The organism is Occallatibacter sp., assembly GCF_035317045.1.
Lineage (GTDB): Bacteria > Acidobacteriota > Terriglobia > Terriglobales > Acidobacteriaceae > Telmatobacter.
This window is the reverse complement of record NZ_DATHHT010000018.1, coordinates 232773-255762: the sequence shown is the minus strand read 5'-3', so window position 1 is coordinate 255762 and position 22990 is coordinate 232773. Positions and strand designations below refer to the sequence as shown.

Genomic DNA, 22990 nt, shown 5'->3' with positions numbered 1-22990 from the left:
CGGGTGGAGACCAGCATGGATTTGAAGCCGAAGGCGCGCCATTATTTTCAATGGCTGGGCGCCACGGTGGCTGCGGTACTGACAACGGTTGGCCTGGCGATGGCCGGCGCGCGAGCGGCCACTGCCGGAATGGTGTTTCTTGTCGTGGTTGTTGTCACCGCATCGCAAGCCGAACTTGTAATTGCGCTCTACAGCGCGCTGCTTTGCGCAATCTCGTTTGACTACTTCTTTCTTCCTCCATTGCACACTTTCACGCTTGCGGGTCCGCAGGAGTGGGTTTCAATCCTGACGTTTGCTGTGAGCTCGGTTGTTGCGGGGCGGGTGTCGGAACGGGCGCGAAAGCAGAAGGAGCAGGCCGAGCAGCGCCGCGAAGATGTGGAACGGCTCTACCTGCTGAGCCAGGAGATGATGCTGCATGAGGACGCGGAAGGGCTGATTCGGGATCTGCCATCTCTCGTGGCGAAGGGATTCGCGCTCGCGAGCGTTGTGTTGTTTGTGCAGGAGCGGGACCAGTACGTCTCGACCGACACAGAATTGTCGGCGATGTTCAAGGCCAATCTGCGCGAGATGACGGGAGGCGCAAACGCTGCCATCGCGGCGCACGATGGATTTGAAGCGCACGCGCTGATGGTGGGAATGCGCGCGGTGGGGGCAATGGCCTGGAAGCCTGCGAGGCTGTCGCGTGAAGTGGCGACCGCCGTTTGCGCGCAGGTGGGAATCGCCATCACGCGAGCCATTGCCATTGAGGCGACGGCGCGCATGGAGGCTTCGCGCGAGGGCGAGCGGCTGCGCGCCGCGCTCATCGACTCTCTCACGCACGAGTTGCGGACGCCTTTGACGTCAATCCGCGCGGCAGCGACAACGTTGACCCAGGATGAAGGTCTGGACGATGAGGTCCGCAAGGAACTGGCTACCGTGGTCGACGAGGAATCGGCGCATCTGGATGCATTGATCGGCGAGGCCGTGGAGATGGCGGAACTCGACGCCAAGGTGCTCAGGGTCCAACGTGCGCCGCACCATACGCGCATGTTGCTGGATCACGCGGTTGAGGCATCGCGTCGCGTGCTGGCGCGCCACCAGGTCACGTTGATGGTGCAGGAGCCCGACACCCCGGTGTGGTTCGATGCCAAGCTGCTGGGCCGTGTGTTTCGCCATCTGATCGAGAATGCCGCGCAATATTCACCACCGGAAAGCAGGATCGTGTTGCGGAGCCGGCGCGTGGAGGGCAGGCTGGAATTTGAAGTGGAAGACAGCGGTCCCGGCATCGACAAGGTCGATTTGCCGCATATCTTTGAGAAATTCTATCGCGGCAAGAAGGGCGCAAAGCTCGGCAAGGGAACGGGCATGGGTCTGGCGATTGCCGGAGCCATCATGGTGGCGCATGGCGGCGGCATCGCGGTGGAGAGCAATCCGGAGCATGGCAGCATCTTTCGTTTCTGGGTACCGCGGGAGGAAAAGCAGGCAGCCGATACGGCTCGGTGATCAGCCCGGCTCTCCGCTCCAATCGCACTCGATGTCTCGCTGTTCGCTGGAGCTTTGTTTTGCCAGTTCGAGAACGCGGGCGGTCCGCCAGGCTTCTGTGGGAGTGACGGGCGGTGCAGTCGCATTGCCGGTGAGCACGTCACGGACGCCGGCGTAGAAGAGCCGGTAATCTCCCGTTGTTGAAGGTTCCGGCCGCGTCACCAGGCTGCCATCGGCATCGACGCTGAGGGTGCCCCATCGATCGCTGGGCTCCTGACCCCAGTTGGGATCGGTGATCTTGGCGATGGCGTTCAACGCTTCTTCCTGAGGGTCCATTCCCCATTTCCAGAAGTTGCCGCGGGTGCCGCGCAAATGAAAGCGCGGACGGGCCAGCGAAGAAAGACAGTTGGCTCCCAGGGTTACGGAGAAGCCGGTCAGGTAGTCGAGGCGAATTGTGATGGCATCGTTGGAGCCTTCGCCGTCGCGCTCGCGCCGGATCTCCGCGCCCACGGACGCAGGCTGGCCGAAGAGTACAAGCGCCTGATCGACGATGTGTGTGCCGAGATCGTAGAGAATGCCGCCTTGATCGGTCTCTTCTTTCCAAGCCCGCGTGGAGAGTCCCGGACGCCATCGGTCGAAGTTCGATTCAAAGTGAACGAGTCGACCAAGAGTATGTTCATGTATTAATTTGCGAATAGTCAGGAAATCATTGTCAAAACGACGGTTATGGAACGGAAAGAAATTCAGGCCAAGGCCGCCGGCAAGTTCGGCGAGCTGGGCAATTTCCGTAGCGTTCATGGCAACAGGCTTGTCGACGATGACGCTCTTTGCGGCCTCGAGCGCCTGCATGGCGATGGAGAAATGCGTGCTGTTAGGGGTGGCGACGACGACTAGCTTGATGGACGCGTCGGCCAGTAACTCCTCGACGGAGCGATAGGTGGTGATGCCGGGATAACGCTCGGCAGCGTTATTTTTAGAGCGCTCGACTACGGCGGCGAGCTCGAAACCTTCGACCGAGGAGATGAGCGGCGCATGGAATACGCGGCCCGCCATGCCGAAACCAACTAGTCCAACGCGAATCATAACTTCCCCCGAACGCACCGACAGTCGTTTGTTCTATTTAGCTTTCGAGTTTATACCGGGTTTCAGCGAGGCGATAGAGGCGCCGCCAGACGAGTCGATTCATGGTAACGACCATGAGAGAGATCATGATGGTGGCGAGCAGGATGATGGGGAAGCGTCCGCTGTCAGTTGCGGAGCTAATCTCGGCGCCAAGGCCGATGGTCTGCAGGGTGCTGTCTTTGAGGTGGGAGTATTCGGCGTAGACAGAGGCATTCCATGCACCGCCGGAGGCTGTCACCATGCCGGTGATGAGGTAGGGGAATATCCCGGGAAGAATGAGCTTGGTCCAGCGCTGCCAGCGGGTGAAGTGATAGAGCGCTGTGACTTCGCGCAGGTCAGAGGGGATGGACATGGCACCGGCGATGACGTTGAAAAGGATGTACCACTGTGTGCCAAGGAGCATGAGCGCGATGGATCCGATGCCGAGGCCGCCGCCGATTTTGACCAGTCCGATGAGGATGATGGGGAAAAAGGCCGTGGCGGGGATGGATGCGAGTACCTGGGCGGTTGGCTGGACGATGCGCGAGAGACGCGGATTGAGGCCGATGGCGACGCCGACAGGGACTGTCCACGCAGCAGAGATGAGAAGAGCCGCATTGACGCGGCCAAAGGTTGCGGCCGCGCCTTCGAAGAGCAGTTTCAGGTCGGCCCAGCTGATCGTTCTGAGCATGACGACAGCCTGCAATGCTCCCCAGCCGACGACTCCCGCGGCCGCAACCGCCAGGAGATGAAACCAGAAGGAACTCCGAGTGGATTTCTCTTCGTCGACGGGTTGGACGACGCGGCATTGTCTGGTGCGGGAAAGCCGGCGATAGATTGGTTCTTCGATGCTCGTCCAGACGCGGGTGGGGAGCGAGCTGAGGAGGCTAGAACGGCGCAGAAGAGCGAGCATCGGCGAGCGGACGCGATCGGTGGACTCGACCTGTTCGAATTTGAATTTGTCGCTCCAGGCGATGAGCGGGCGCCAGACAAGCTGATCGGTGGCGACGACGATGAGGATGACGGTAACGATGCCGAAGGTCAGCGCGCGGTAGTCGCCGGTGTTGGTGGCGACCTGAAGATAGCTGCCAATTCCAGGAAGCTGGTAGGTGTAATTGGCGAAGGGCGAGATCTCGCACGCGATGAGGGCGAACCATCCGCCGGCGACGGAGACGATGGAATTCCACACCAAGCCAATGGCGGCGTAGGGCATTTCAAGCTGCCAAAAACGCTGCCAGGCAGAATAGCGATAAATGCGCGAGGCTTCCACCATTTCGCGAGGGATGGATTTTAGCGAGGAATAGAAACTGAAGGCCAGGTTCCACACCTGCCCGGTGAAGATGAGGAGGATGACGGCCATCTCGATGCCCAACTGGTGGCCGGGAATCAAAACGACCATGAAAAGGACCACAGGGGGCAGGAAGCTGAGAACCGGGATGGACTGAAGAATGTCGAGGACGGCGACCATCCAGGGCTCAATGCGCGGATTGTAGGCGGCGATATAGCCGTAGGCGATAGCGAAGACCAGGCTGAGCAGGTATGCGATGCCGATGCGGACGATGGAGTAAAAGGCGTAGAGGGGAAGAGCGCTGATGGAATGAGAGATTTCAGCGATGGGTGCGGGTTTGCTGAGCCAGTATCTGCCGGTGCCGACGATGGCAAAGAAAATGGCAAGACCGCAGACAGCCACGCCCAAGTCGATGATGAAGGGCCAGGTGCGAACGGTGACGAGCGACCGCGCGAAGGTGCGCTGCAGGGTCACTCGTCGCCTCCGGCATCGGCGGTTTCTTCAAGGGCGTCGGGCATCACGAAGCGGCGTCGAGCAGCATCGAAATCGAACAATTCGCCGTAGCGGCCCCAGTTGACGGCGGTCTCAATCTGACGGTGCGATTCCTCGTCGCTGAACTGTTCGTCGAGCATATCGAGGAAGAATTCATCGGGGACGGTGTGGTCGCTCTTCGCGTCGAGGGCGCGGCGAATCTGACGAAGCAACAGGACGTTGGCAAGGGCAGCATCGCGGAAGAGTTCTTTTTGCCGCAGAATTTCGGAATTGGCGAATTCGGTGCCGGTCTCGGTGATAGAGGCGTCTCCTTCCTCCACTTTGAGAAACCCGAGCAGCTGCGCAGCGTCGACGATAGGGAGGAGGTCGTCGATTTCGAAGGCAAGGTCGTCGGCCAGACGGTAGATGTCGTCGCGGCCGCCCTTGTCGAGAAGGAGTTCGAGCAATCCCGCAACGCCGCCGGGTCTTGCGTGGGGTAACATCTGGTACTTCATCTGGCGCTGGTCGCGGATGCGCGGGCCGGGATGCTGATGCTCGGGCGCCTGGGTGGGAGCGACGTCGGGCCGCGTGAGCACTTTGTAAATATAGTCGACCAGTTGCGTGAAGGGTTCGGATTTGCGATCACGCGGCTGAGGAAGCTGGTTGCGAAAATCGGTACGGATGTGCCCGGGGTTGCGGCCGAGAACGATGATGCGGTCGGCGAGCAGGACGGCTTCTTCGATGTTGTGCGTCACGATGAAGACACAGCGCGTGGGCATTGTCTTTTTCGCCCACAACTCGAGCAGTTCACTGCGGAGGTTTTCGGCGGTGAGGACGTCGAGGGCAGAGAAGGGCTCATCCATGAAGAGGACCTCGGGCTCGACCACGAGGGCGCGAGCAAAGCCGACGCGCTGCTTCATGCCGCCGGAGAGTTCCTTCGGATAGGCGGACTCAAAACCATCGAGACCGACGGTGTCGATCATGCGCATGCTTCTCGAACGGCGCTCTTCGGGATCAACGCCGCGTGCCTGGAGGGGGGCCTCGACATTTTCAAGCACGGTGAGCCAGGGAAAGAGGGCAAAGCTCTGGAAGACAATCGAGACGTTGATCTCGGCCTCGGCAATCGGTTTTTCGTGCCAGTAAACCTGACCGGCGGAAGGGCGCGAAAGGCCGGAGAGCATGCGCAACATGGTGGACTTGCCCGAGCCGGAGGGTCCGAGCAGGGCGACGATCTCTCCAGGAACGATGCTCAGGTCGGTGGGCGAAATCACCTGGATGCGATTCTGGCTGGGCTGCGCATAATACTTTTCGATCTTTTCGGCGCGAATGATTGCTTCACCGGCGCGGGAAGTGAATTCGCCATTGGGGCGATTCGCTGCGTCAGGGGCAGGGTTCAGCGCTTCGTTCTGGATGCCTGCAGGCTGCATGCGTGCCTCTTCGCCTCAAATTTCGCCGTGGCTCCGGCGGGAGCCGGTGTTTCAAAAGCTTATGTGGATTGCGTTTCTTCCCGATGAATTTCCGACGGGCAGGGAAGTATCCGCGGAATTAGAGTAACGCAGTCCAGGGGAACCCGTGGCAGGCCATGAGCAGACGGGGCTTTCGAGAAAGAAATCGGGTCAAATAGGGCACTACTTCTGCCCGCGATTCGTCCAACAGACAGAGCGAATATTGAGAAACAACAGCCATCTTGCGCAATGCAGGAAGCATCCTTAAACTGTGGAGCCGGGGGGCCCTGAGGGTTGCGCGTTGTCCCTTCCGAAGATGTTATCCTAACAAAGTGTTTACCAAGCTGATCGTACGGTAAGCGGTGCTGTTCGGCTTCGCTGCGCGGCGCGTTTGACTGATAAGGCTTTGCGCAGATCCCTTTGGCGTTCAGGAGTGTATGCCCGATAATCACGTTAAGCCCAAAGTTCTAGTGGTAGACGACGAGCGTGTCATTGCGGATACGCTGGCTATGATTCTCAATCAGAGCGGATTTCAGGCGAGGGCCGTTTATTCCGGAGAAACCGCGCTGGAAACCGCCTCAAGCTACGAGCCGGATATGCTGATCGCCGATGTCATCATGGCCGATTTGAACGGCATCGATGCGGCGATCCAGATTCGCGCACTCCTGCCGAGAATCAAGATTCTGCTGTTCTCAGGCCAGGCCGCAACAGCCGACCTGCTGGAAAAGGCACGCTCCCAAGGCTATGAATTTGAGATTCTCGCCAAGCCAGTGCACCCGCAGGACCTGTTGACCCGGCTGCGCAGCTAGCCAAACGATCTAATTTTGCTCATGGCTTCATCTCGTGCCGGCCTTCGATGGCGTGCGCCATGGTGACTTCGTCGGCATATTCAATGTCGCTGCCGGCCGGAACGCCCATCGCGATCCGCGTGACGCGCACCTTGAATTCGCGCAGCGCACCGGCCAGCCAGCTTGCCGTGGCTTCGCCTTCGAGGGTCGGACTGGTGGCAAGGATCACCTCATCCACCTCACCGCGCTCGACCCGCTGGACGAGACCGCGACCGCGCAACTGATCGGGGCCGACTCCATGGAGCGGCGACAGCGTTCCGTGCAGCACATGGTAGACACCGCCATACCGGGACCGCTCCACGGCGTCGATGTTGGTTGGCTCCTCGACCACGCAGACCAGCCGCTGGTTGCGCGTGGGACTGGCGCAGTAGGCGCAGGGGTCGACGTCGGTGATGTTATTGCAGACCGAGCAGAGGCGCAGGCTGGCTTTGAGCCCGCGAACGGCATCGGCCAAAGCGGAGGCATCGTCGTCGGTGGAGCGCAGGATGTGAAAGGCGAAGCGCTGGGCAGTCTTGGTTCCCACCCCGGGGAGCTTCTTCAATTCGTCGATGAGCCGGGCCATGGGCTCGGCATAGCGTGCCACAACAACTCCTCCTAAACGGTACGGTAGACAATACCCACGAACATGTCTGGCGCAAAACCATGCGCCCAATCCGCGTCAAGGTCGGCCGTGGGCTTTTTGCCAATCACTTCCTGTTCGCTGGCGCCTCCTTGCTTCAGCGCCGCAACCTTGTCGCGCACCACTGAAAGCATGTCGACGTATTCCCTCAAATCGGTCTTGTCTCCCAGCGGGCCATGCCCAGGGATAATCTTGGTCTTATCACCGGCCAGCGCCAGCGATTTCTGCGCCGCCGCAATCGTGCCACCGATCGAACCGCCGGTGCCTTCATCGATGAAGGGATAGGTTTTGTTGAAGAAGATATCGCCGCAGTGCAGGATGTCGGCATTGTGGAAGTGGATGTAGATATCGGTGTCGGTGTGCGCGGGGTCGTAGTGAACCAGGTCAATGCTGTCGCCGTTGTGGTTGTGGTGCATCGAGGTTGCGAAGGTGGTGGCGGGAAGGGCGCTGTCAGGGTATGCAGGCAGCGACATCTGAAACAGTTTCATCTCCGCGGGTTGCGACATACGCTCTTTCGTCTTCTCGTGGGCAATCACGTGGAATCCTGCGGCGTGCATGCCTTCATTGCCGTCAACGTGGTCGACGTGCCAATGAGTATTGACGAGCGCGTGGGGTGCATCGGTGCTGACCGCGGCGATGGCCTCGCGGATGTGGGGAACGGCTGTGGCGAAACTGGAATCGATGAGGATGTTGCCGTCTTTGCCGCTCTGGACGGCCATGTTGCCGCCAGCGCCCTGCAGCAGCCAGAGGTTGTCGTAGAGCTTCGTGGACTTGATTGGCGTCGACGCGCCTGCGGTGCGCATCTGCGTGAGACGGTCGGCTGGGGGCGCCGCTTGCGCAAACACCCAACGCGATGCAAGCGCAGCAGCGCCGGCCGCCGCGCCCAGATGGAGAAAGCTTCTGCGATTCATTTCGCCTGACATTACAACCTCCTGGTACTACCCAAAAAGCTCTGCACGAGCAGGGAAGAAATCGAGTTTAACCGAGGCCGGGAATGTTGAAGCCGCCGAGCGCGCCTTTGACGCTTGACTGGATCGCCTCGTCGGCCTTATGGCCCGCATCGTTTACAGCGCCCACGATCAAGGCCTCGAGCATTTCTACATCGGGGCTGGGACCGCTGAAGCTGGCGACGGCCGAAGGATCGATCTTAATCTTTAGAAGCTCTTTTTTGCCGTTCATGGTGACCGTGACGGCTCCGCCGCCAGTCGATCCCTCGACCACCGTTTCCGCCAGCTTGCGCTGCATCTCCTCTTGCATTTTGTTTGCCTGGGAGAGCATTTCGGCGATCTTGAGCGGGTTTACCATCAGGGCCTCCTCGGTTCTATTTGGTGCGCAGGTCAACCACGCTGCGCACTTCGGCATTAAAGATTTCCTTCGCCCGCTGCACCATGGGATGTTCGAGCGCGGCCTGCTGGATGCTGCCGACAACCGGCGCGGAGACCGCAGATGTGGCCGCCACGCCCTCGCCCGGAATCACCATGAACCGAGCCGGCGCGCCGATGCGCTGCAAGTCCTGCTTGATGATTTTCTCGGCGGCGGGATTGACGGTGAGAGCCAGCATCTTCTTGCCGATTCCCGGAACTTCAATGCGCAGGCTGGTGGCTTCGAGCGTGAAACGCGCCGTGGAGAGGAGTTGCGATGCGGATGCATGACCGTTCTGGGCGAGACCTGCAACGATGACTTGTTGAACGGAGTCGGGAGTAAGTCCGTCGGCCGATGGCGTGCTCGGGGGCGCTGCAGGCGGGATCGTCAATTGAGGAACAGGCAATTCGGCGGGATCGCTCTTCGTATCGAGTGCTTCAAGATCGCTGGGCCGTGGCTGAGCAGAGGGGAACGGGATGACGGCTCCGGCATGCGCGACTTCCGGGCGAGAGGACGCCAATGCTACAGAGCCGTTTACGGCGTGGCTCTCCGCGATCGGCGCGGACTGCATAACTGGGCCTGATCCGAAGGGCGAGCGAGGCGGCGGAGCGCTCGAAACTGGCAAAGAATGCGATACGGGCGATGAACTTCGTGAGGGCGCGGAGGATGTACGTGGTGCGGACGATGCGCCACTGCTAATCGGCTTGCCACTCGCCACAGAACTGAGCAGTTCTTCGAGGGGAAGGAGGCGCTGGGCGTGGACGAGTTTCATCAGGCCCAGTTCAAGATGAAAGCGCTGCTCCTGACGGTAATTCAGGTCGTCGAAGGTTCGCAGCATGATCTGGAGGTTGCGCGTGATCTCTTCTTCGCCGAAGAGCAGGGCGGTGCGCGCGGCACGGGCGCGCTCGTCGGCGGAGATCTGCAGCAGTTCGGTCTGCTCGCCGCCGAGCTTTGCCATCAGGGTGTTGCGCAGATAGCGAACGATTTGCCGTGCCAGGGACTGCGCGCTATGTCCGGCGTTGAGCAGGTCGTTCAACTGCATCATGACCGGTGCGCTCTCGCCCGCAGCGACTGATTCAAGCAGATGCTCGAAGACGGTGTTGGGAACTGATCCCATCAGCTCGCGGATTTGCTCTGTCGAAAGAACGGGGCGATTGCTCGCATCGCATGGGGCGGAGGCAATGGCCTGGTCCATGATGCTGAGCGCATCGCGCATCGATCCATCACCGGCTTCGGCCAGCAGGGCGAGTGCGGCTTCTTCGGCTTCGACTTTCTCCTGCCCGGCGATCATCTTGAGTTGCGCGAGGATGTCGTCGAACTTGACGGCGTGAAAGCTGAAGTGCTGGCAGCGGGAGCGTATGGTCTGCGGAATATTCTCGGGTTCCGTCGTTGCCATCATGAAGATGACATGCGACGGCGGCTCTTCGAGGGTCTTGAGGAGCGCGTTGAAGGCGGCCTCGGTGATCTGGTGGGCTTCGTCGAGGATGTAGATCTTGTAGCGATCGCGGGCGGGCGCGTAGCGGGCTGCGTCGCGCAGTTCGCGAATCTCGTCGATGCCGCGATTGGTGGCTGCGTCGATCTCGATCACGTCGACGGCATTGCCCTGGCGGATTTCAACGCAGGAGTCGCAGATGCCGCAGGGCTCGGCTGTGGGGCGCTGCGCGGAGCCGATCTCAGTGCGGCAGTTCAGCGCCTGGGCCAGGATGCGGGCGATGGTGGTTTTGCCGATGCCGCGATGGCCGGAGAAGATGTAGCCGTGCGCGATGCGGTTCTGGGTGAGCGCGTTCAGCAGGGTGCGCGTAACGTGATCCTGGCCGGCGACGTCGGCAAACTTTTGTGGCCGATACTTGCGAGCCAGAACCTGATAACCCATGCGATCGATTACTCCCCGAGGCCGGCGATTTTTGATGCAGGCTCCAGGTTGGATTGTATCGTTCCGGGGTGCGCGGAGGCGGAGGTGGAAAATGCCGCCCGAGCAGCGTCCAGAATGTGGGAAAGGGCTTAGTTTGCGTCGAGGTTGAAGCTAATGTCGTTGAGCCATTCGGCGATCAGGTCTTCGTCGCCGGGATCGAAGACGTAGGCATCGTTGAGCAGGAGAATCGTTGCCCAGTAGACCAGGTCGCGCTCGGAGACGAGGCCGAAGCGTTTGTGCTCGAGTGCGTTTGAGATGTGTTCACGGGTGATGACGATGCCGGGTTCGGGGATCGGAAAACGGTTATTGGCGGAGCGGCGCTGGGTGATGCCCTTGGAGGTTTCTTCTTTGGGATCGAAGTTGATGTCGAAGGCTCCGGCGAGTGCTTGCAGCATGTCGTCCCGGCTGACCTCGAAGAGCGCAAAGCGGCGCAATATGTCGAGTTGCACATCGGTGAGGGGCGGTTGCTCTGGCTCTTGCGTCATGGTGGTGGCTGCCGGATGAGATCGGCAATGCCGAAGTGCAGAGTAAGACCGGCAATCCGGGAGCCGGCCAAGCCTGCTGGTCTCAATTTACCTGAAAGGCGCGAGCGGTGGTTTCAACCCGGTTGTCCGATAAAGGCGTGCGCCAGGCTGAGCTGCCACTCTGGACGGTGCACCTACCAGGATTTTGCCGGAATCCTTACCCGACGATAGCGTCGGCGATCTTCAGCCACCACTGCGCGCCCGTCGATATTGTGTGCATCACGAGGTATTGGCCGAGAGCGAAGGCCGGAAGGGCCCATAAGTACACTGCATGAACACGACGGCTCACAACCAGGTCGCGTATGACGCCGAGAAAGATAAGAGCATCAACTCCCGCGTAGAAATAGATGTGTGAGTGAAACGCCTCAGGAAAGCGAAAGAAGGCCGCGGCAGTGAGAGAGCATGAGGCTACGAAAACCAGTCGGCGGTGATACTCGGGTCGTTTGCGCCAGAGGACCGCGAGCCAGAACGTGCTTGTGAAGCAGACCATGTCGAACAAGGGAATCAACGTGAAAGGAGCGCGTTGGTCTCGGGGCTGGTGCAGCTGGAAGACATCGAACCGCGCCATGACAACGGATATGACAGCACCGAGTATTGGAATCAGCGCCCCCAGTCCTGCGCCAAACCAACCTGTGCGGCGGTGCCAGGACACATGATGTGTCCGCACGAGCGCTGACTGGAAGATGAAGAAGACCACCCAGCCCGAAAACACGGCTCCATGAAGAAAGAGCAGGATGGGCCTCGAAGGGGCGGGATTGAAGAGATTCTGGCCTACGGTTTGGCTGAATCCGTAGACGACCGTCACGGCGATCAGCAGTGACATGAAGAAGTAGAAGTATCTTTCGGTAATTCCGCGAAGGCCCGAGGAAGGCGCGGACTTGCCTGGGCGCACAACTTGGGTGGTTGACATGGTTCGCGGATGCTAGCAGGGCTGGAGAGCGCGTTGCAATCGAAAACTCAGGCGCGATTGGGGGACTCCATCAGGCAGCGTCTTCCTCTTCGACCACCTCGGGCTGGCGAGGAATCGGAATCTCGGTGGCGCGGGAGCGGCGTTTTGCAGGCTTTTTCTTTTCGGCTCTTCGGGCGGCGGCTTTGCGACGGCGGATCTCCTGGGGAGAGTACATGGTGCCGCGGCAGCGCTTCGCGCCGCAGTTGCAGGTGGCCTCGTCTTCGCCCCCGTCGTAGAGGCAGTAGTCGTAGGTAATTTCTTCTCCGGGCTCAATTTTGCGGATGGCCGTGATCCAAACGCGGCCCCGGATTTCCTCGGTCTCACAATTCGGCCTGCAACTGTGGTTAATGAACATGGCCATGCAATGACCATCGATCACGACGGAGCCGTCGCCGAGTCCAAACAAGTAGGTAATGGGCGAGTCTTCATTGGACGCGTCGGCTTCGTCTTTACTGAGGCGCGGCCCGGTGTATTCGGCAACGCGCGTGCCTTTGCGAACCGCGGTGGTGCTATAGCAGCCGGCGGCATGGATAGCTGAGGAGCGGATGATGAGAGCCATGGGGAATGCGGGTTTTTCCTGGGGTGAGTTGAAGTGCTGTATGCACCGCATCGTAACATTGATGTGATGAGAATGAACGGCGGGACGCGAAAAGAACTGAAATGAATTTGAGATTTAACATTGCGCTGGGGTTTGGATGCGGCTTGATGGCGGCAACGGTCCTGTATGCGCAGTCGACACCGCCACCAGCGCAGAAGCCGAATCCGCCGGCGAGCCCATCGCAACAGCAGCCTGCGCAGAAGCCACCCGTCGCGTCGAACCCGTTTCCTGAAGATACGAACAGTGTACCCGTGGTGCCGACGAGCGGAGAGCCCGCGCCACCGCAGCCCGTACCGGTCACAGGCGAAAGCTCGGGAACGACGAGCCTGCTGCACGACGATACCGACCCGGTGCACAGCCCCGACGACCCGCCGCCCGGCGCATCGGACTCCGGCGACGGATTCAGCTCAAGCCTGACTGGAGCCGCCGATGTGAACATCCCGGATGAAACGCGGCCGGGCAAGCACGCGAAGAAAGGTGACGAGCCGCCCATCCACCAGGAGACAGCAAAGGAAGATGAGGATGTCGGCTCCCTTGAACTGAGCCGGAAGAACTGGAAGGCTGCACTGTCACGGTACCAGTCAGCCTTGATCACTGATCCAGAGAATCCTGATGTGTACTGGGGGATGGCCGAAGCGCAACGCTCAATAGGCGACTATGCGAATGCCAAGGTCAACTACCAGAAGGTGATGGAGTACGACCCCGACAGCAAGCATGCGAAGGAAGCGAAGAAGTGGCTGAAGGAACCGGAGTTGGCGAATGCGCCGGCAGTGTCAAAGAACCAACAGCCACAGTAATCGACCAGCCGCACGCCTTTCATTCCGAGAGTGTATTCAGCCCGCATCGGGTTCGCTGTGATGGAGATCAGCGCACGAGCCCAAGCGAAAAACCAACTGCAGGTTCCTCCACTCCCTGCGGTCGGTCGGAATGACAGCGCATTTGTACGAACGCCTCTATTCGACCTACATTGTTGCGAGCCGCTAGCCGCACACTGTGTATCGGTGTCACTGGCGAACATCGAAAGAGGGTCTTCCAGCGCTTGATCTAAGCAGAGATTGGCTTGAATACGAGCCGGCGGACTATAGAACTGCAACTGACAGGCTGCTGTCTTGAATCGGGCTTTGCGAACGGCAACTGCAGATTCCTCCACTCCCGTTGGTCGGTCGGAATGACACGGCGGCTACTGGATTCACTTAGCGCAATCCTACGAGGTGCAGGTAAGCGGCGATGAGCGGCTGACCCCAGAGGGCGCTGATGATTCCGCCGACGCATAGGAACGTACCGAGGGGCATTTTGGATAGGAGCCAGGTGTCCGATTCGCGTCGCGCGGCGGGAACCGCGAGTACGACGAGGGCGAAAACTGCGCCGAGCAGGACGCCGATGGCGAAGGACAATAGAGCGCCGGAGAGACCGAGCCACGCGCCCAGCATGGCCATCAGCTTGGCGTCGCCGAGGCCGATGCCTTCGCGGTGGCGAACTAGCCAGTAGGTCCAGCGGATGAGGAGGATCACAGATGCGGCCGCCGCCGCGCTTCCAGCGCGCTCCCAAAAGAAATACATCGGGTGAGCAGGGCGGAAGAATTCATTACCAATCGCCGAAAAGATGCTGGTGAGCACGATTCCAACAATGATTCCTGGGTAGGTTAAGAAGTTCGGCAACCACAGATTTTCAGCATCCAGAATCGCCAATGCGATCAAGAGCCAGCCCAGTATCATCATCGCCACTGCACCAGCAATCGCCTCCTTCTCAGCGACAGGTAGCAACGGGAAGTCGGGAATCGAGATCCACGCCGATAGCGCCCAGAGGACGCTCACAGCCAACTCGACGAGCGGATAGCGCCAGCCGATTTTTACTTTGCAGGTGCGGCAATGACCGCGAAGGGCAAGCCAACTCAGGAGCGGGATGTTCTCCCACCAGGCGAGGGTGCGACCGCAGTTGCGGCAGTGGGAACGCGGCTTGACTACGCTCTCGCCAGCGGGCCAGCGGCTGAGGCACACGTTGAGGAAGCTGCCGAAGGCGAGCCCCAGCAGCGCAGCCAATATCGTGCCGAGAATGCGGATCATTAAGGAATCACCGGGAAGGTTGAGTATACGGCCACACGGTGCATGCGTAAGACGTTGCGGAAGTTCTTGCCGTTCGCAGTGTCGGACATTCAGAATGGACAGCGTTGTGTCGGAAGGAAGGATCGAGTGAATCGGACGAAACTGATTGTCCTTGCAACAGTCCTGTTTGCCGTCGTTGGAGTGACGGCGGGATGTCACGCGCGGATGGAGTCGGATAAGCCTGGGAAGGTAAATCTCACTGGCGTCAGCGTTCTAAAGCTTGATCGGCTGGATCCTGCTATCGATCAGATTGTTCCGGCTGATGCAATGCTGGAGGAGGTCGCCTCGGGATTCAAGTGGACGGAAGGCCCGGTGTGGGCGGATGGAACGCTCTATTTTGCAGAGATCCCCAGCAACACGATCCGCAGGTGGACACCGGGCTCCGGCGTCACGATGTTTCTCACGCCGAGCGGATACAAAGGCTCCGCGCCATACGGAGGCCCTGAGTCGGGGTCAAATGGAATGACGCTCGACACTCGCGGCAGGCTTACGGTTGCCGGTCATGCTCAGCGCGACGTGTACCGGTTGGAATCGCTACGCTCCGACAGCCCGATCAGCATTCTCGCCGACGGCTACCAGGGCAAGAAGCTCAACAGCCCGAACGATCTTGTGTACCGGTCGGATGGTTCGCTCTATTTCACAGATCCTCCGTATGGACTGCGCTCGCAAAAGGACGATGACCCAGAGAAAGAGCTCAAGGTGAACGGCGTCTACCGCATTCCTCATGCGCTCGAGCAGAAGCCCGGTTCTCAGTCTGCTCGATCAGATATTCAGCTTCTTGTCTCCGATCTCCCGCGGCCGAACGGGATCGCCTTTTCCCCGGACGAGAAGTATCTCTACGTGAATAACTCCGAACCGAAGAAGATCTGGATGCGCTATCGGGTGCAGCCGGACGGTTCTCTCACCGATGCCAAGCTCTTCTACGATGCGACGTCCGATACGCGGCCAGGTGCGCCTGATGGCATGAAGGTGGATGAGAAGGGAAATGTCTACAGCACGGGGCCGGGAGGGGTGTGGATTTTCTCACCGGAAGGGAAGCCGCTGGGCACGATCGTCATGCCCGAAAAGTCGGCCAACGTTGCCTGGGGCGGTCCTGACCACAAGACGTTGTACATCACCGCGAGCACCAGTATCTATCGAATCCATCTCACGATCGCAGGTGCTCCACTGGTTCGCAAACCTTGAGCGTCCCGAATCTCGGACCGGATTATGCGCGGAATCGGGAAAATTACCTGAAAAATGCCTCGAAGAGATTTCGTCTTAAAATCAGCGGCTTGGCGGAAAGACGCGCGAAGGTGGCTTGACATTTTCGCCCGGGCTGCAGGGGCTGCTCCTGGATTGTTCTACGCATCATGAGAACAGCCTTCGAACCGGCAGAGTTACACTGGATGCGATGGACGGCGCGAGAGACGCACACAGTCCTCAGTCTTCAACGTCTGCACCGAGCAGCGCAGTTCTCAGCGATCCGGAGCGGGCGGCGGCCCTGTTTCAGCAGGCGGTTGCCATCATGGCGCGGCTGCGCGCGCCGGGCGGATGCCCGTGGGACCGCGAGCAAACTTTCGATACCATTCGCAAATACACGCTGGAAGAGGCCTACGAGGTCTTCGACGCCATTGAGCGGCGCGATTTTCCGCATCTGGCTGAAGAACTGGGCGACCTGCTGCTGCAGGTGCTGTTCTACGCGGAGATGGCTGCCAACGAAGGCCACTTCACCATTGCTGACGTGATCGACCACCTGAACCGCAAGCTGGTTCGGCGTCATCCGCACGTCTTTGGCGAGGAGGCTTCGCGCGCCGCCGGTAATGAAGCCAATGTGGATTCAGCGGTCGAGGGGTCGGCGGCCAAGGTGCTTCGCAACTGGGAAGAGATCAAGGCTGCGGAGGTGCTGCGTGCAGTGTGGCCTCGGACGAGTTCCCGGCTCGATAGCGTGCAGCGCGCCATGCCCGCATTGGCCGAGGCAGCGAAGATCGGCGCGAAGGCTGCCAAGTCCGGATTCGATTGGCCGCACTGGCGCGATCTGCTGCCGAAGTTGGCTGAGGAAACTGCGGAACTGGAGGCTGAAGCGGCGGCCTCGGAAAAGTCGGATGATCCCGCAATCAAAGCCGCGGTCGAAGCTGAACTTGGCGATCTGCTTTTTACGGTCGTCAATCTTGGGCGGCACCTGGGCGTGGATGCGGAGATGGCGCTGCGCGGCTGCAATCTGCGTTTCAGGCAGCGATTCGCCGAGATGGAACTGGCCTCAGAAAAGCCGCTGGAGGAATTGCAGCCTGCGGAGTTGGAAGCATTATGGGTTGAAGCGAAGAGGAAGCTGGGAACGAGGGAGGAGGGCAGAGCGCGATGATTTGGGATGGAGTCTTTGCAGGAGCTGAAGCCCACTTCTTTTTCGAGACTGTTACGGCACGCGACCCACTGTGTGGGTTCCCCGAGTCGTGCCCTGACACGGAGCGAACTAAACCGTCGAGGATTGGGCGAGATCGCAGGATGGATCAACGATGATCCTGATCCGCGCGTGTTCGGGGCATGATGAACTGGAAGCCTGCGTTCAGATGCAGATTGAGACGTGGGGTTACGACGACAGCGACATTATTCCGCGCAAGGCATTCCTGGTGGCGCAGAAAATCGGCGGCCAGGTGCTGGGGGCTTTTGATACGACGCTGCCGGGAGCCGCGCCGAACGGCACGCCGGAGTCGATGGTGGGTTTCGCCATGTCTTTGCCGGGTGTGAAGACGGGAAAGAATTCCACAGCGGGAAATCCACAGCCCTATTTACACTCGCATATGATGGCGGTGCGCGATCACTACCGAGACCGTGGACTTGGAGCGCAACTTAAGCTGGAGCAACGACGTGAGGCACTTTCACGCGGTATCCGGCGCATGGAGTGGACGTTCGATCCACTGGAGATCAAGAACGCGCATCTCAACATACATAAGCTAGGCGCGATCGTACGTAGCTATTACGTGAATTTTTATGGTGTATCCTCTTCTCGACTCCAAGGTGGACTTCCAACGGACCGTCTCGTTGCAGAGTGGTATCTCGACTCTGACCGAGTTAATGGATTGCTGGAAGGCCGGCCCCCGGTCACATATGAAATTGAAGAACGCATCCAGGTCCCAGCCGCCATCTACCAATGGAAGGCTTCCTCCGGTGGCCGGGAGCAAGCACTTGCCGTCCAGTTGCAGAATCGCCAGAAGTTTCAGGAAGCCTTTTCAAAAGGATTAGCCGTCGTCTCGTTTAACCGGGACGCGGAAGGTAACGGAGTCTTCGAACTGGGCCATTGGGCTGAACCGGCGAAAGTCTGATTTTCACAGCCGGGATATGGAACTACCAACATCTTCGTAAGCAGTCATCCAAAGGAAGCAACACTTTATGAGAATTGACGGAATCGTCCTACGTGAGCTGCACCTTCCGCTGGTGCGACCCTTTGAGACAAGTTTCGGCGTAACCCGCAACCGCAGGATCCTGCTGGCCGAGGTTCGGTCAGAAGGACTGGTGGGCTGGGGTGAGTGCACGGCAGGCGAGCGGCCGCATTTTTCCGGCGAGTCGACGGACACGGCCTGGCAGGTGATCGTGAACGAGTTGGGGCCGATGCTGACGAGCGCCACTGTGGATCACGGCGGGGATTGCCCGATGATTTTCAACATCGTGCGCGGCAATCCGATGGCGAAGGCGGCGCTGGAAAACGCGATCTGGGATCTTGAGGCGCAGCGTGAGGGTGTTTCACTTTCCCAATTGATAGGAGGCGTGCGCGACCGGATTGCGTGCGGCGTATCGCTGGGGATTCAAAAATCGATTCCAGAGCTTTTGGACATCATCGACCGCGAAATTGCGGCGGGGTACCAGAGGATCAAGTTGAAGTGCAAACCGGGCTGGGACGTCGAGGTTTTTGAAAAGGTGCGGACTCAGTGGCCTGACATCATGCTGAGTTGCGACGCCAACTCCGCTTACAAGCTGAAAGATGCTGACCACCTGGTCACCTTCGACGCGTTCGATCTGCTGATGGTGGAGCAGCCGCTTTGGCACGACGACTTCTACTATCACTCGATGCTGCAGACGCGGATGAACACGCCGATCTGCCTGGATGAATCGATTCGCAACCGGCGCGACGCGCTGGCTGCGATCGAAATGGAGTCGTGCAAGATCATCAACATCAAGCTGGGTCGCGTGGGAGGCTTCTCGGAGGCTATTGCGGTGCATAACGCGGCGCAGGAGCGGGGGATTCCGGTGTGGTGCGGCGGGATGCTGGAGTCGGGCGTGGGACGCGCGCATAACATTGCGCTTTCGACCCTGGAGAATTTCCGCCTGCCTGGCGATGTGTCGGCCTCGGCGCGCTACTGGCACGAGGACATCATCGAGCCCGAGGTCACGGTCACGTCGGAAGGCGAGATTCTGATCTCCGATGCGCCCGGACGCGGTTACGAAGTGCGCGCGGACCTGGTCGAGCAGCTTACGGTTCGCAAGGAAGAGATTCGCGCCTTCGAACTGGTGGGACAGGGCTAGAGAGTGCTTCATAAGTGATGTATAAGTGATGTATCCAGATCCGATTGTCACCTGCTCAGGTGTTACGACCCCTCATCTTTCAGGTCTCATGCGACGCGACTGAAGTCGTGCCCTGAACCAAAAGAGCTTCAAATGAAGCTCACGCTCAAGAATTCACATCGTGCCAATTATGAACGAAGACCTCGAGGTCGTACGGTCGCTGGAGTTGCGGCACGGCGACCTCGCATTGCGTCTGGCGGACCACTCGGTGCACGCGCATCACAGGGTGCCTACGTATTTCTTCCGCATGATGAGCGTTGATCGTGCAGAAGAGATGGGCACCGTCAACCTGCGAATTGGATCCACGACGCACGTGGAGCGGTATGCAGGCCACATCGGATACGGGGTTCATCCGGCGTATCGCGGACACCATTATGCGGCGCGTTCAGTCAAGTTGCTGCTGCCCGTGGCGCGCAGTCTGGGCATCGATCCGATGTGGATAACGTGCGATCCAGAAAACATTGCATCGCGGCGGAGCCTGGAGCTTGCAGGAGCGGAATTGGTTGAGATTGTGGATGTCCCGGAGGACTGCGGAATCCGCAAGTATGGGGGCAGGATGCGGAAGTGCCGGTATCGGCTGTAGATGGGTGCGTGCTGGAACCATCTGACAATCGGCATCGTACTGTCTTCGAGGCGGAGCAACTTTGCCGGCGGGATCGCGTCTCAATAGCGAGAGGCGGCCCGACCCCGCAGTTGCCGGCCGCCGGAGGTTACACCGTTGACTCCCCAGGAAGAACAGCTTCTTAACTCGCTCATCGAGCGGGTCAACCAGACGCAACTTCAGGAAATGGATCCCGACGCCGAAGCGCTGATCAATCAGAAGCTCGGCCCGAATCCCGATGCGCTTTACATGCTGGCGCAGACCGTGCTGGTGCAGAACATCGCTCTCGACCAGGCCAAGGCGCAGATCGGGCAGTTGCAACAGCAGGTCCAGCAGCAGCAACAACAGAGGCCGCAGCCGGCGCATACCACAAGCTTTCTGGGACGGCTGCTTGGCGAGCACGATCAAGTTCCTCAACAGCAGCAGGCTCCCGCTCCGGCATATCAGCCTATGCCGCAATATGCAGGGCCGCAGGCGCAGCCTTATCCGCCGTACGGGCAGCCGCAGTATCCGCAGGGGCAGTATGTTCCTGTCGGCGGGCAGCCGAGTTTTCTGCGCGGCGCCATGCAGACGGCGGCGGGCGTTGCGGCGGGCGCGCTGGCGTTCGAGGGCGTGGAGTCAATTCTTCATGGATTCGGGCACGGGGGCTTGGGTGGTTCCGGCTATGGAATGGGCGGGTTTGGTGCGGGCGAGCGTCCTGTTGAAGAGGTGATCAACAACAATTACTACGACGAACCCGGGCGCGGCTCCGAACACAGTGAACACCACATGCAGGACCAAATACCGTCAGGGGGTGCGCAGTTCAACGATGCCGGGCACGACTCTGGCGCCGGTTACAACCCGCGCGAAAACGACCCGAACGACAACTTGCGCGGATTCGATCAGAATGCGAGCGCAGGAGGAGATCAAGATACCAGCGCCTTTGCCGATGCTTCGAACCTTGCTGATCCGGCAGCTTACGACGATCAGAATGTGGATGACGGATCCGGTTTTGACGACTCCGGCAGCTTTGATGATGGTGGAGGAAGTTCCGATGATGGCGGGGGCGGGTTCTAGGAACACTGCTTCAACGACGCATGGGCCGGGCACAATCTGCTAGTGATTTCCAATCGGACCTCGGTCGTGGTGGCCCCAGTCGAAGCGGCGGCCGAGGATGCCTTTGACAATCCAGTGGTCGGTCGCTGCGGTTGGTCCAACGCCGACGCCGAAGTTGATCTCCCACTTGGGCGAGACGTTGAGGTCGATGGCAGGGAAGATCTGCTGCTGCTGGTCGTGGAGGCTGGCAATGTCGGTGAGGCTGCCGTAGTCGGCGTAGTATTCCACGCCGCCGGCGACGACCTTGGTGAAGTTCCAGCTTAGCTTCACGGCGGGGGCGAAATCGAGACCGAGATTCACGTCGGGACCGTGCCAGGTACGTTCGAGTGCCGGGTTGACGGCCCAGTAGAAGCGGCCCTGCTGCTTGTCGATGATGGGGCGGATCTCCCACGTCCAGGTGTCGCGGTCGAAGAAGGCACGTTGATACCCGGCTTCCATCGAGAGACTGACTCCCACAGGCCAGTGCCACGACTCCGGCACTCGGACGCGGGGGCGGATGTGGTCGCCGACCCATTGCACACCTGTGCCGCTCTGTTCGCTGGTAAAGAAGTAGAAGCCAAGTTCTGCCCAGTCGGTCAATCCCTGGGTGATTTCGATGGTCTCGTGCTCGGCGTGATTGGTGGGATTGACGCCATCGATGAATCGCCTCTGACCGACTGCTGTGAAGTTCGAATGTAACTCGACCATGGTGCTGCGGGGAGCCTGCGTCTCAGAGCCGTAAACCTGAATTTCGTAGTTGCCTTGCGCGTGTGCGAATCCGGCTGTGGCAGCGAGAAGAGAGAGGACAGAAAGAATGCGCTTCAAGCAGGCTCCTGAGACGGGCAGGTTTTGGGAAGGGTAACGCGAGCGATTTCTTTCTTTCTTCGATTGCGGCTCTCAACAAAATTGTAAGCGGTGGCAGAGCGGAAGAAGCGGAACCCAGCAAATGAACTCTTGTTCATTTTTGAGATTGCTGCTTGATCCATGTCCAAGTCGGACGCTGGATCGAAGTACCCCCGTGACCAGCCGATAGGGGAACGCGGATGGCCCCTTGGCGGCAAGGACAACCCAGCCAGAGATTCGCGTTGAGAGGCAGTTCGTTTGAGGCGTTGAGGGGAGGGATTGCCTCGCTGAGAGGCCGTCTGGAGCCCATTTTCGCCATACCTTCCCGGTGGTATACTCACATGGGCGGGTGCGCCTGCTGCACCCGCGTTTTCACGTTTATTGAGGTTTCCATGTCCGGCCATTCCAAATGGGCCACAATCAAGCACAAAAAGGGCGCGCTGGATGCCAAGCGCGGCAAGATCTTCACCCGTCTGCTAAGGGAAATCGCCATGGCTGCCAAGGGCGGCGGCAACCCTGACAGCAACGCTCGGCTTCGCACGGCCGTTGCCGCGGCCAAGGCCGAAAACATGCCGCAGGACAACATCAAGCGGGCCATCCAGCGCGGTACAGGCGAGTTGGAAGGCGTGAGCTACGAAGAGATCACGTTCGAGGGCTACGGGCCCGGCGGCGTGGCAATCGTAGTGGAAACGCTGACCGACAATCGCAACCGTACCGTCAGCGAAATTCGCCACGCGTTCTCAAAGAATGGCGGCAATCTTGGCTCGACAGGTTCGGTTCTGCACATGTTCTCGAAGAAGGGCGTGATCGACATCGAGAAAGCCAACGCCACCGAAGAACAGCTGATGGACATCGTGCTGGAGCACGGCGGCGAGGATCTGCGCGACGAAGGCGAAGTGTGGGAGATCGTGACCGATCCGCATGGCTTTGAGGGTGTGTTGAATGCCGTGAAGGCAGCGAATATCACTCCGGCATCGAGCGAAGTAACCATGCTGGCTTCGACCTACACCAAGCTGGAAGGAGCTGCAGCGAACCAGATGCTTCGATTGCTCGAGGTGCTCGAAGACTTCGACGATACGCAGAATGTGTACTCGAACTTCGATATGGACGCAGAGCAAATGGCGCAGATGGCGGGATAAGAGCGGGCAGGCTGGCAATCCGAAGGCCGCCTGAAGATGGCGGCCTTTTTTCGTGGAGTACAGATTCTAAGAGAGTGCATATCGGTTTAACCCGGCGAATTGCAAGGTAGGTGAAAG

General features: G+C 59.6%; 22 protein-coding genes. 10 read left to right on the top strand and 12 right to left on the bottom strand.

Going from position 1 to position 22990, the window contains the following annotated elements:
• The first annotated feature begins 15 nt into the window (after positions 1-15).
• A complete protein-coding gene (locus tag VK574_RS08325) occupies positions 16-1482 on the top strand; it encodes a sensor histidine kinase (protein WP_472799373.1) in 1467 nt (488 codons plus the stop codon).
• Here the strand turns inward: VK574_RS08325 and VK574_RS08320 are convergent, their stop codons facing one another.
• Genes VK574_RS08320 through VK574_RS08310 form a run of 3 tightly spaced genes read right to left on the bottom strand, consistent with a single transcriptional unit; the run spans position 1483 to position 5748 of the window.
• Positions 1483-2544 (bottom strand): Gfo/Idh/MocA family oxidoreductase, encoded by a 1062-nt coding sequence (locus VK574_RS08320; RefSeq protein ID WP_472799372.1) that lies wholly within the window; start codon positions 2542-2544, stop codon positions 1483-1485.
• Between the two features lie 37 nt (positions 2545-2581).
• Positions 2582-4324 carry an ABC transporter permease gene (locus VK574_RS08315; RefSeq protein ID WP_472799371.1) on the bottom strand — a complete coding sequence of 581 codons (1743 nt, stop codon included), beginning with the start codon at positions 4322-4324 and terminating at the stop codon, positions 2582-2584.
• Positions 4321-5748: an ABC transporter ATP-binding protein gene (locus tag VK574_RS08310; RefSeq protein WP_472799370.1), complete on the bottom strand. Its 1428-nt coding sequence runs from the start codon at positions 5746-5748 to the stop codon at positions 4321-4323. The genes VK574_RS08315 and VK574_RS08310 overlap by 4 nt, the downstream gene beginning before the upstream one ends.
• A gap of 455 nt (positions 5749-6203) precedes the next feature.
• Here VK574_RS08310 and VK574_RS08305 point away from each other — a divergent pair, with 455 nt between their 5' ends.
• The gene (locus VK574_RS08305; RefSeq protein WP_472799369.1) at positions 6204-6575 is read left to right on the top strand and encodes a response regulator; all 372 of its coding nucleotides are present in this window, start codon (positions 6204-6206) and stop codon (positions 6573-6575) included.
• A 19-nt stretch (positions 6576-6594) separates the two neighbouring features.
• On the opposite strand, the gene recR is transcribed toward VK574_RS08305, so the two are convergent.
• The 7 genes from recR to VK574_RS08270 form a co-directional block, all read right to left on the bottom strand.
• Positions 6595-7197 (bottom strand): recombination mediator RecR, encoded by a 603-nt coding sequence (gene recR, locus VK574_RS08300; RefSeq protein ID WP_472799368.1) that lies wholly within the window; start codon positions 7195-7197, stop codon positions 6595-6597.
• A gap of 11 nt (positions 7198-7208) precedes the next feature.
• Complete coding sequence (locus VK574_RS08295; RefSeq protein WP_472799367.1) at positions 7209-8156, bottom strand: MBL fold metallo-hydrolase; 948 nt, start codon at positions 8154-8156, stop codon at positions 7209-7211.
• A gap of 55 nt (positions 8157-8211) precedes the next feature.
• Positions 8212-8538, bottom strand: coding sequence for a YbaB/EbfC family nucleoid-associated protein (locus VK574_RS08290; RefSeq protein WP_472799366.1), 327 nt, complete (start codon positions 8536-8538; stop codon positions 8212-8214).
• 16 nt (positions 8539-8554) lie between these two features.
• Entirely contained in the window at positions 8555-10468 is a 1914-nt protein-coding gene (gene dnaX, locus VK574_RS08285) for a DNA polymerase III subunit gamma/tau (RefSeq protein ID WP_472799365.1), read from the bottom strand.
• Positions 10469-10596: 128 nt separating this feature from the next.
• Complete coding sequence (locus VK574_RS08280) at positions 10597-10992, bottom strand: hypothetical protein (RefSeq protein WP_472799364.1); 396 nt, start codon at positions 10990-10992, stop codon at positions 10597-10599.
• Positions 10993-11188: 196 nt separating this feature from the next.
• On the bottom strand, positions 11189-11941 hold the full coding sequence (locus tag VK574_RS08275) for a hypothetical protein (RefSeq protein WP_472799363.1): 753 nt from the start codon (positions 11939-11941) through the stop codon (positions 11189-11191).
• A 70-nt stretch (positions 11942-12011) separates the two neighbouring features.
• The gene (locus tag VK574_RS08270) at positions 12012-12539 is read right to left on the bottom strand and encodes an SET domain-containing protein (protein WP_472799362.1); all 528 of its coding nucleotides are present in this window, start codon (positions 12537-12539) and stop codon (positions 12012-12014) included.
• 101 nt (positions 12540-12640) lie between these two features.
• On the opposite strand from VK574_RS08270, the gene VK574_RS08265 reads away from it, so the two are divergent.
• Complete coding sequence (locus VK574_RS08265; RefSeq protein WP_472799361.1) at positions 12641-13375, top strand: tetratricopeptide repeat protein; 735 nt, start codon at positions 12641-12643, stop codon at positions 13373-13375.
• Positions 13376-13771: 396 nt separating this feature from the next.
• Here VK574_RS08265 and VK574_RS08260 read toward each other — a convergent pair whose 3' ends face one another.
• A complete protein-coding gene (locus tag VK574_RS08260; protein ID WP_472799360.1) occupies positions 13772-14641 on the bottom strand; it encodes a prepilin peptidase in 870 nt (289 codons plus the stop codon).
• Positions 14642-14767: 126 nt separating this feature from the next.
• On the opposite strand from VK574_RS08260, the gene VK574_RS08255 reads away from it, so the two are divergent.
• The 6 genes from VK574_RS08255 to VK574_RS08230 all read left to right on the top strand — a co-directional run bounded on the left by VK574_RS08255 (position 14768) and on the right by VK574_RS08230 (position 20873).
• On the top strand, positions 14768-15865 hold the full coding sequence (locus VK574_RS08255; protein ID WP_472799359.1) for an SMP-30/gluconolactonase/LRE family protein: 1098 nt from the start codon (positions 14768-14770) through the stop codon (positions 15863-15865).
• Between the two features lie 115 nt (positions 15866-15980).
• A complete protein-coding gene (gene mazG / locus VK574_RS08250; protein ID WP_472799358.1) occupies positions 15981-17021 on the top strand; it encodes a nucleoside triphosphate pyrophosphohydrolase in 1041 nt (346 codons plus the stop codon).
• Between the two features lie 151 nt (positions 17022-17172).
• Positions 17173-17979: a GNAT family N-acetyltransferase gene (locus VK574_RS08245; protein WP_472799357.1), complete on the top strand. Its 807-nt coding sequence runs from the start codon at positions 17173-17175 to the stop codon at positions 17977-17979.
• A 67-nt stretch (positions 17980-18046) separates the two neighbouring features.
• The gene (gene menC / locus VK574_RS08240) at positions 18047-19177 is read left to right on the top strand and encodes an o-succinylbenzoate synthase (RefSeq protein WP_472799356.1); all 1131 of its coding nucleotides are present in this window, start codon (positions 18047-18049) and stop codon (positions 19175-19177) included.
• A 169-nt stretch (positions 19178-19346) separates the two neighbouring features.
• A complete protein-coding gene (locus VK574_RS08235; protein WP_472799410.1) occupies positions 19347-19799 on the top strand; it encodes a GNAT family N-acetyltransferase in 453 nt (150 codons plus the stop codon).
• Between the two features lie 135 nt (positions 19800-19934).
• Positions 19935-20873: a DUF2076 domain-containing protein gene (locus tag VK574_RS08230; RefSeq protein ID WP_472799355.1), complete on the top strand. Its 939-nt coding sequence runs from the start codon at positions 19935-19937 to the stop codon at positions 20871-20873.
• 39 nt (positions 20874-20912) lie between these two features.
• Here VK574_RS08230 and VK574_RS08225 read toward each other — a convergent pair whose 3' ends face one another.
• The gene (locus tag VK574_RS08225; protein ID WP_472799354.1) at positions 20913-21716 is read right to left on the bottom strand and encodes a hypothetical protein; all 804 of its coding nucleotides are present in this window, start codon (positions 21714-21716) and stop codon (positions 20913-20915) included.
• Between the two features lie 410 nt (positions 21717-22126).
• On the opposite strand from VK574_RS08225, the gene VK574_RS08220 reads away from it, so the two are divergent.
• On the top strand, positions 22127-22873 hold the full coding sequence (locus VK574_RS08220; protein ID WP_472799353.1) for a YebC/PmpR family DNA-binding transcriptional regulator: 747 nt from the start codon (positions 22127-22129) through the stop codon (positions 22871-22873).
• Positions 22874-22990 lie beyond the last annotated feature (117 nt).

What these genes read in the sequence shown, in the direction of transcription:
- VK574_RS08320 (WP_472799372.1), bottom strand. Translation starts at nt 2,544, where the DNA reads ATGATTCGCGTTGGACTAGTTGGTTTCGGCATGGCGGGCCGCGTATTC.
- VK574_RS08290 (WP_472799366.1), bottom strand. Translation starts at nt 8,538, where the DNA reads ATGGTAAACCCGCTCAAGATCGCCGAAATGCTCTCCCAGGCAAACAAA.
- VK574_RS08275 (WP_472799363.1), bottom strand. Translation starts at nt 11,941, where the DNA reads ATGTCAACCACCCAAGTTGTGCGCCCAGGCAAGTCCGCGCCTTCCTCG.
- VK574_RS08280 (WP_472799364.1), bottom strand. Translation starts at nt 10,992, where the DNA reads ATGACGCAAGAGCCAGAGCAACCGCCCCTCACCGATGTGCAACTCGAC.
- VK574_RS08235 (WP_472799410.1), top strand. Translation starts at nt 19,347, where the DNA reads ATGAACGAAGACCTCGAGGTCGTACGGTCGCTGGAGTTGCGGCACGGC.
- VK574_RS08325 (WP_472799373.1), top strand. Translation starts at nt 16, where the DNA reads ATGGATTTGAAGCCGAAGGCGCGCCATTATTTTCAATGGCTGGGCGCC.
- dnaX (WP_472799365.1), bottom strand. Translation starts at nt 10,468, where the DNA reads ATGGGTTATCAGGTTCTGGCTCGCAAGTATCGGCCACAAAAGTTTGCC.
- VK574_RS08310 (WP_472799370.1), bottom strand. Translation starts at nt 5,748, where the DNA reads ATGCAGCCTGCAGGCATCCAGAACGAAGCGCTGAACCCTGCCCCTGAC.
- menC (WP_472799356.1), top strand. Translation starts at nt 18,047, where the DNA reads ATGAGAATTGACGGAATCGTCCTACGTGAGCTGCACCTTCCGCTGGTG.
- VK574_RS08305 (WP_472799369.1), top strand. Translation starts at nt 6,204, where the DNA reads ATGCCCGATAATCACGTTAAGCCCAAAGTTCTAGTGGTAGACGACGAG.
- VK574_RS08220 (WP_472799353.1), top strand. Translation starts at nt 22,127, where the DNA reads ATGTCCGGCCATTCCAAATGGGCCACAATCAAGCACAAAAAGGGCGCG.
- VK574_RS08245 (WP_472799357.1), top strand. Translation starts at nt 17,173, where the DNA reads ATGATCCTGATCCGCGCGTGTTCGGGGCATGATGAACTGGAAGCCTGC.
- VK574_RS08270 (WP_472799362.1), bottom strand. Translation starts at nt 12,539, where the DNA reads ATGGCTCTCATCATCCGCTCCTCAGCTATCCATGCCGCCGGCTGCTAT.
- VK574_RS08265 (WP_472799361.1), top strand. Translation starts at nt 12,641, where the DNA reads ATGAATTTGAGATTTAACATTGCGCTGGGGTTTGGATGCGGCTTGATG.
- VK574_RS08260 (WP_472799360.1), bottom strand. Translation starts at nt 14,641, where the DNA reads ATGATCCGCATTCTCGGCACGATATTGGCTGCGCTGCTGGGGCTCGCC.
- VK574_RS08295 (WP_472799367.1), bottom strand. Translation starts at nt 8,156, where the DNA reads ATGTCAGGCGAAATGAATCGCAGAAGCTTTCTCCATCTGGGCGCGGCG.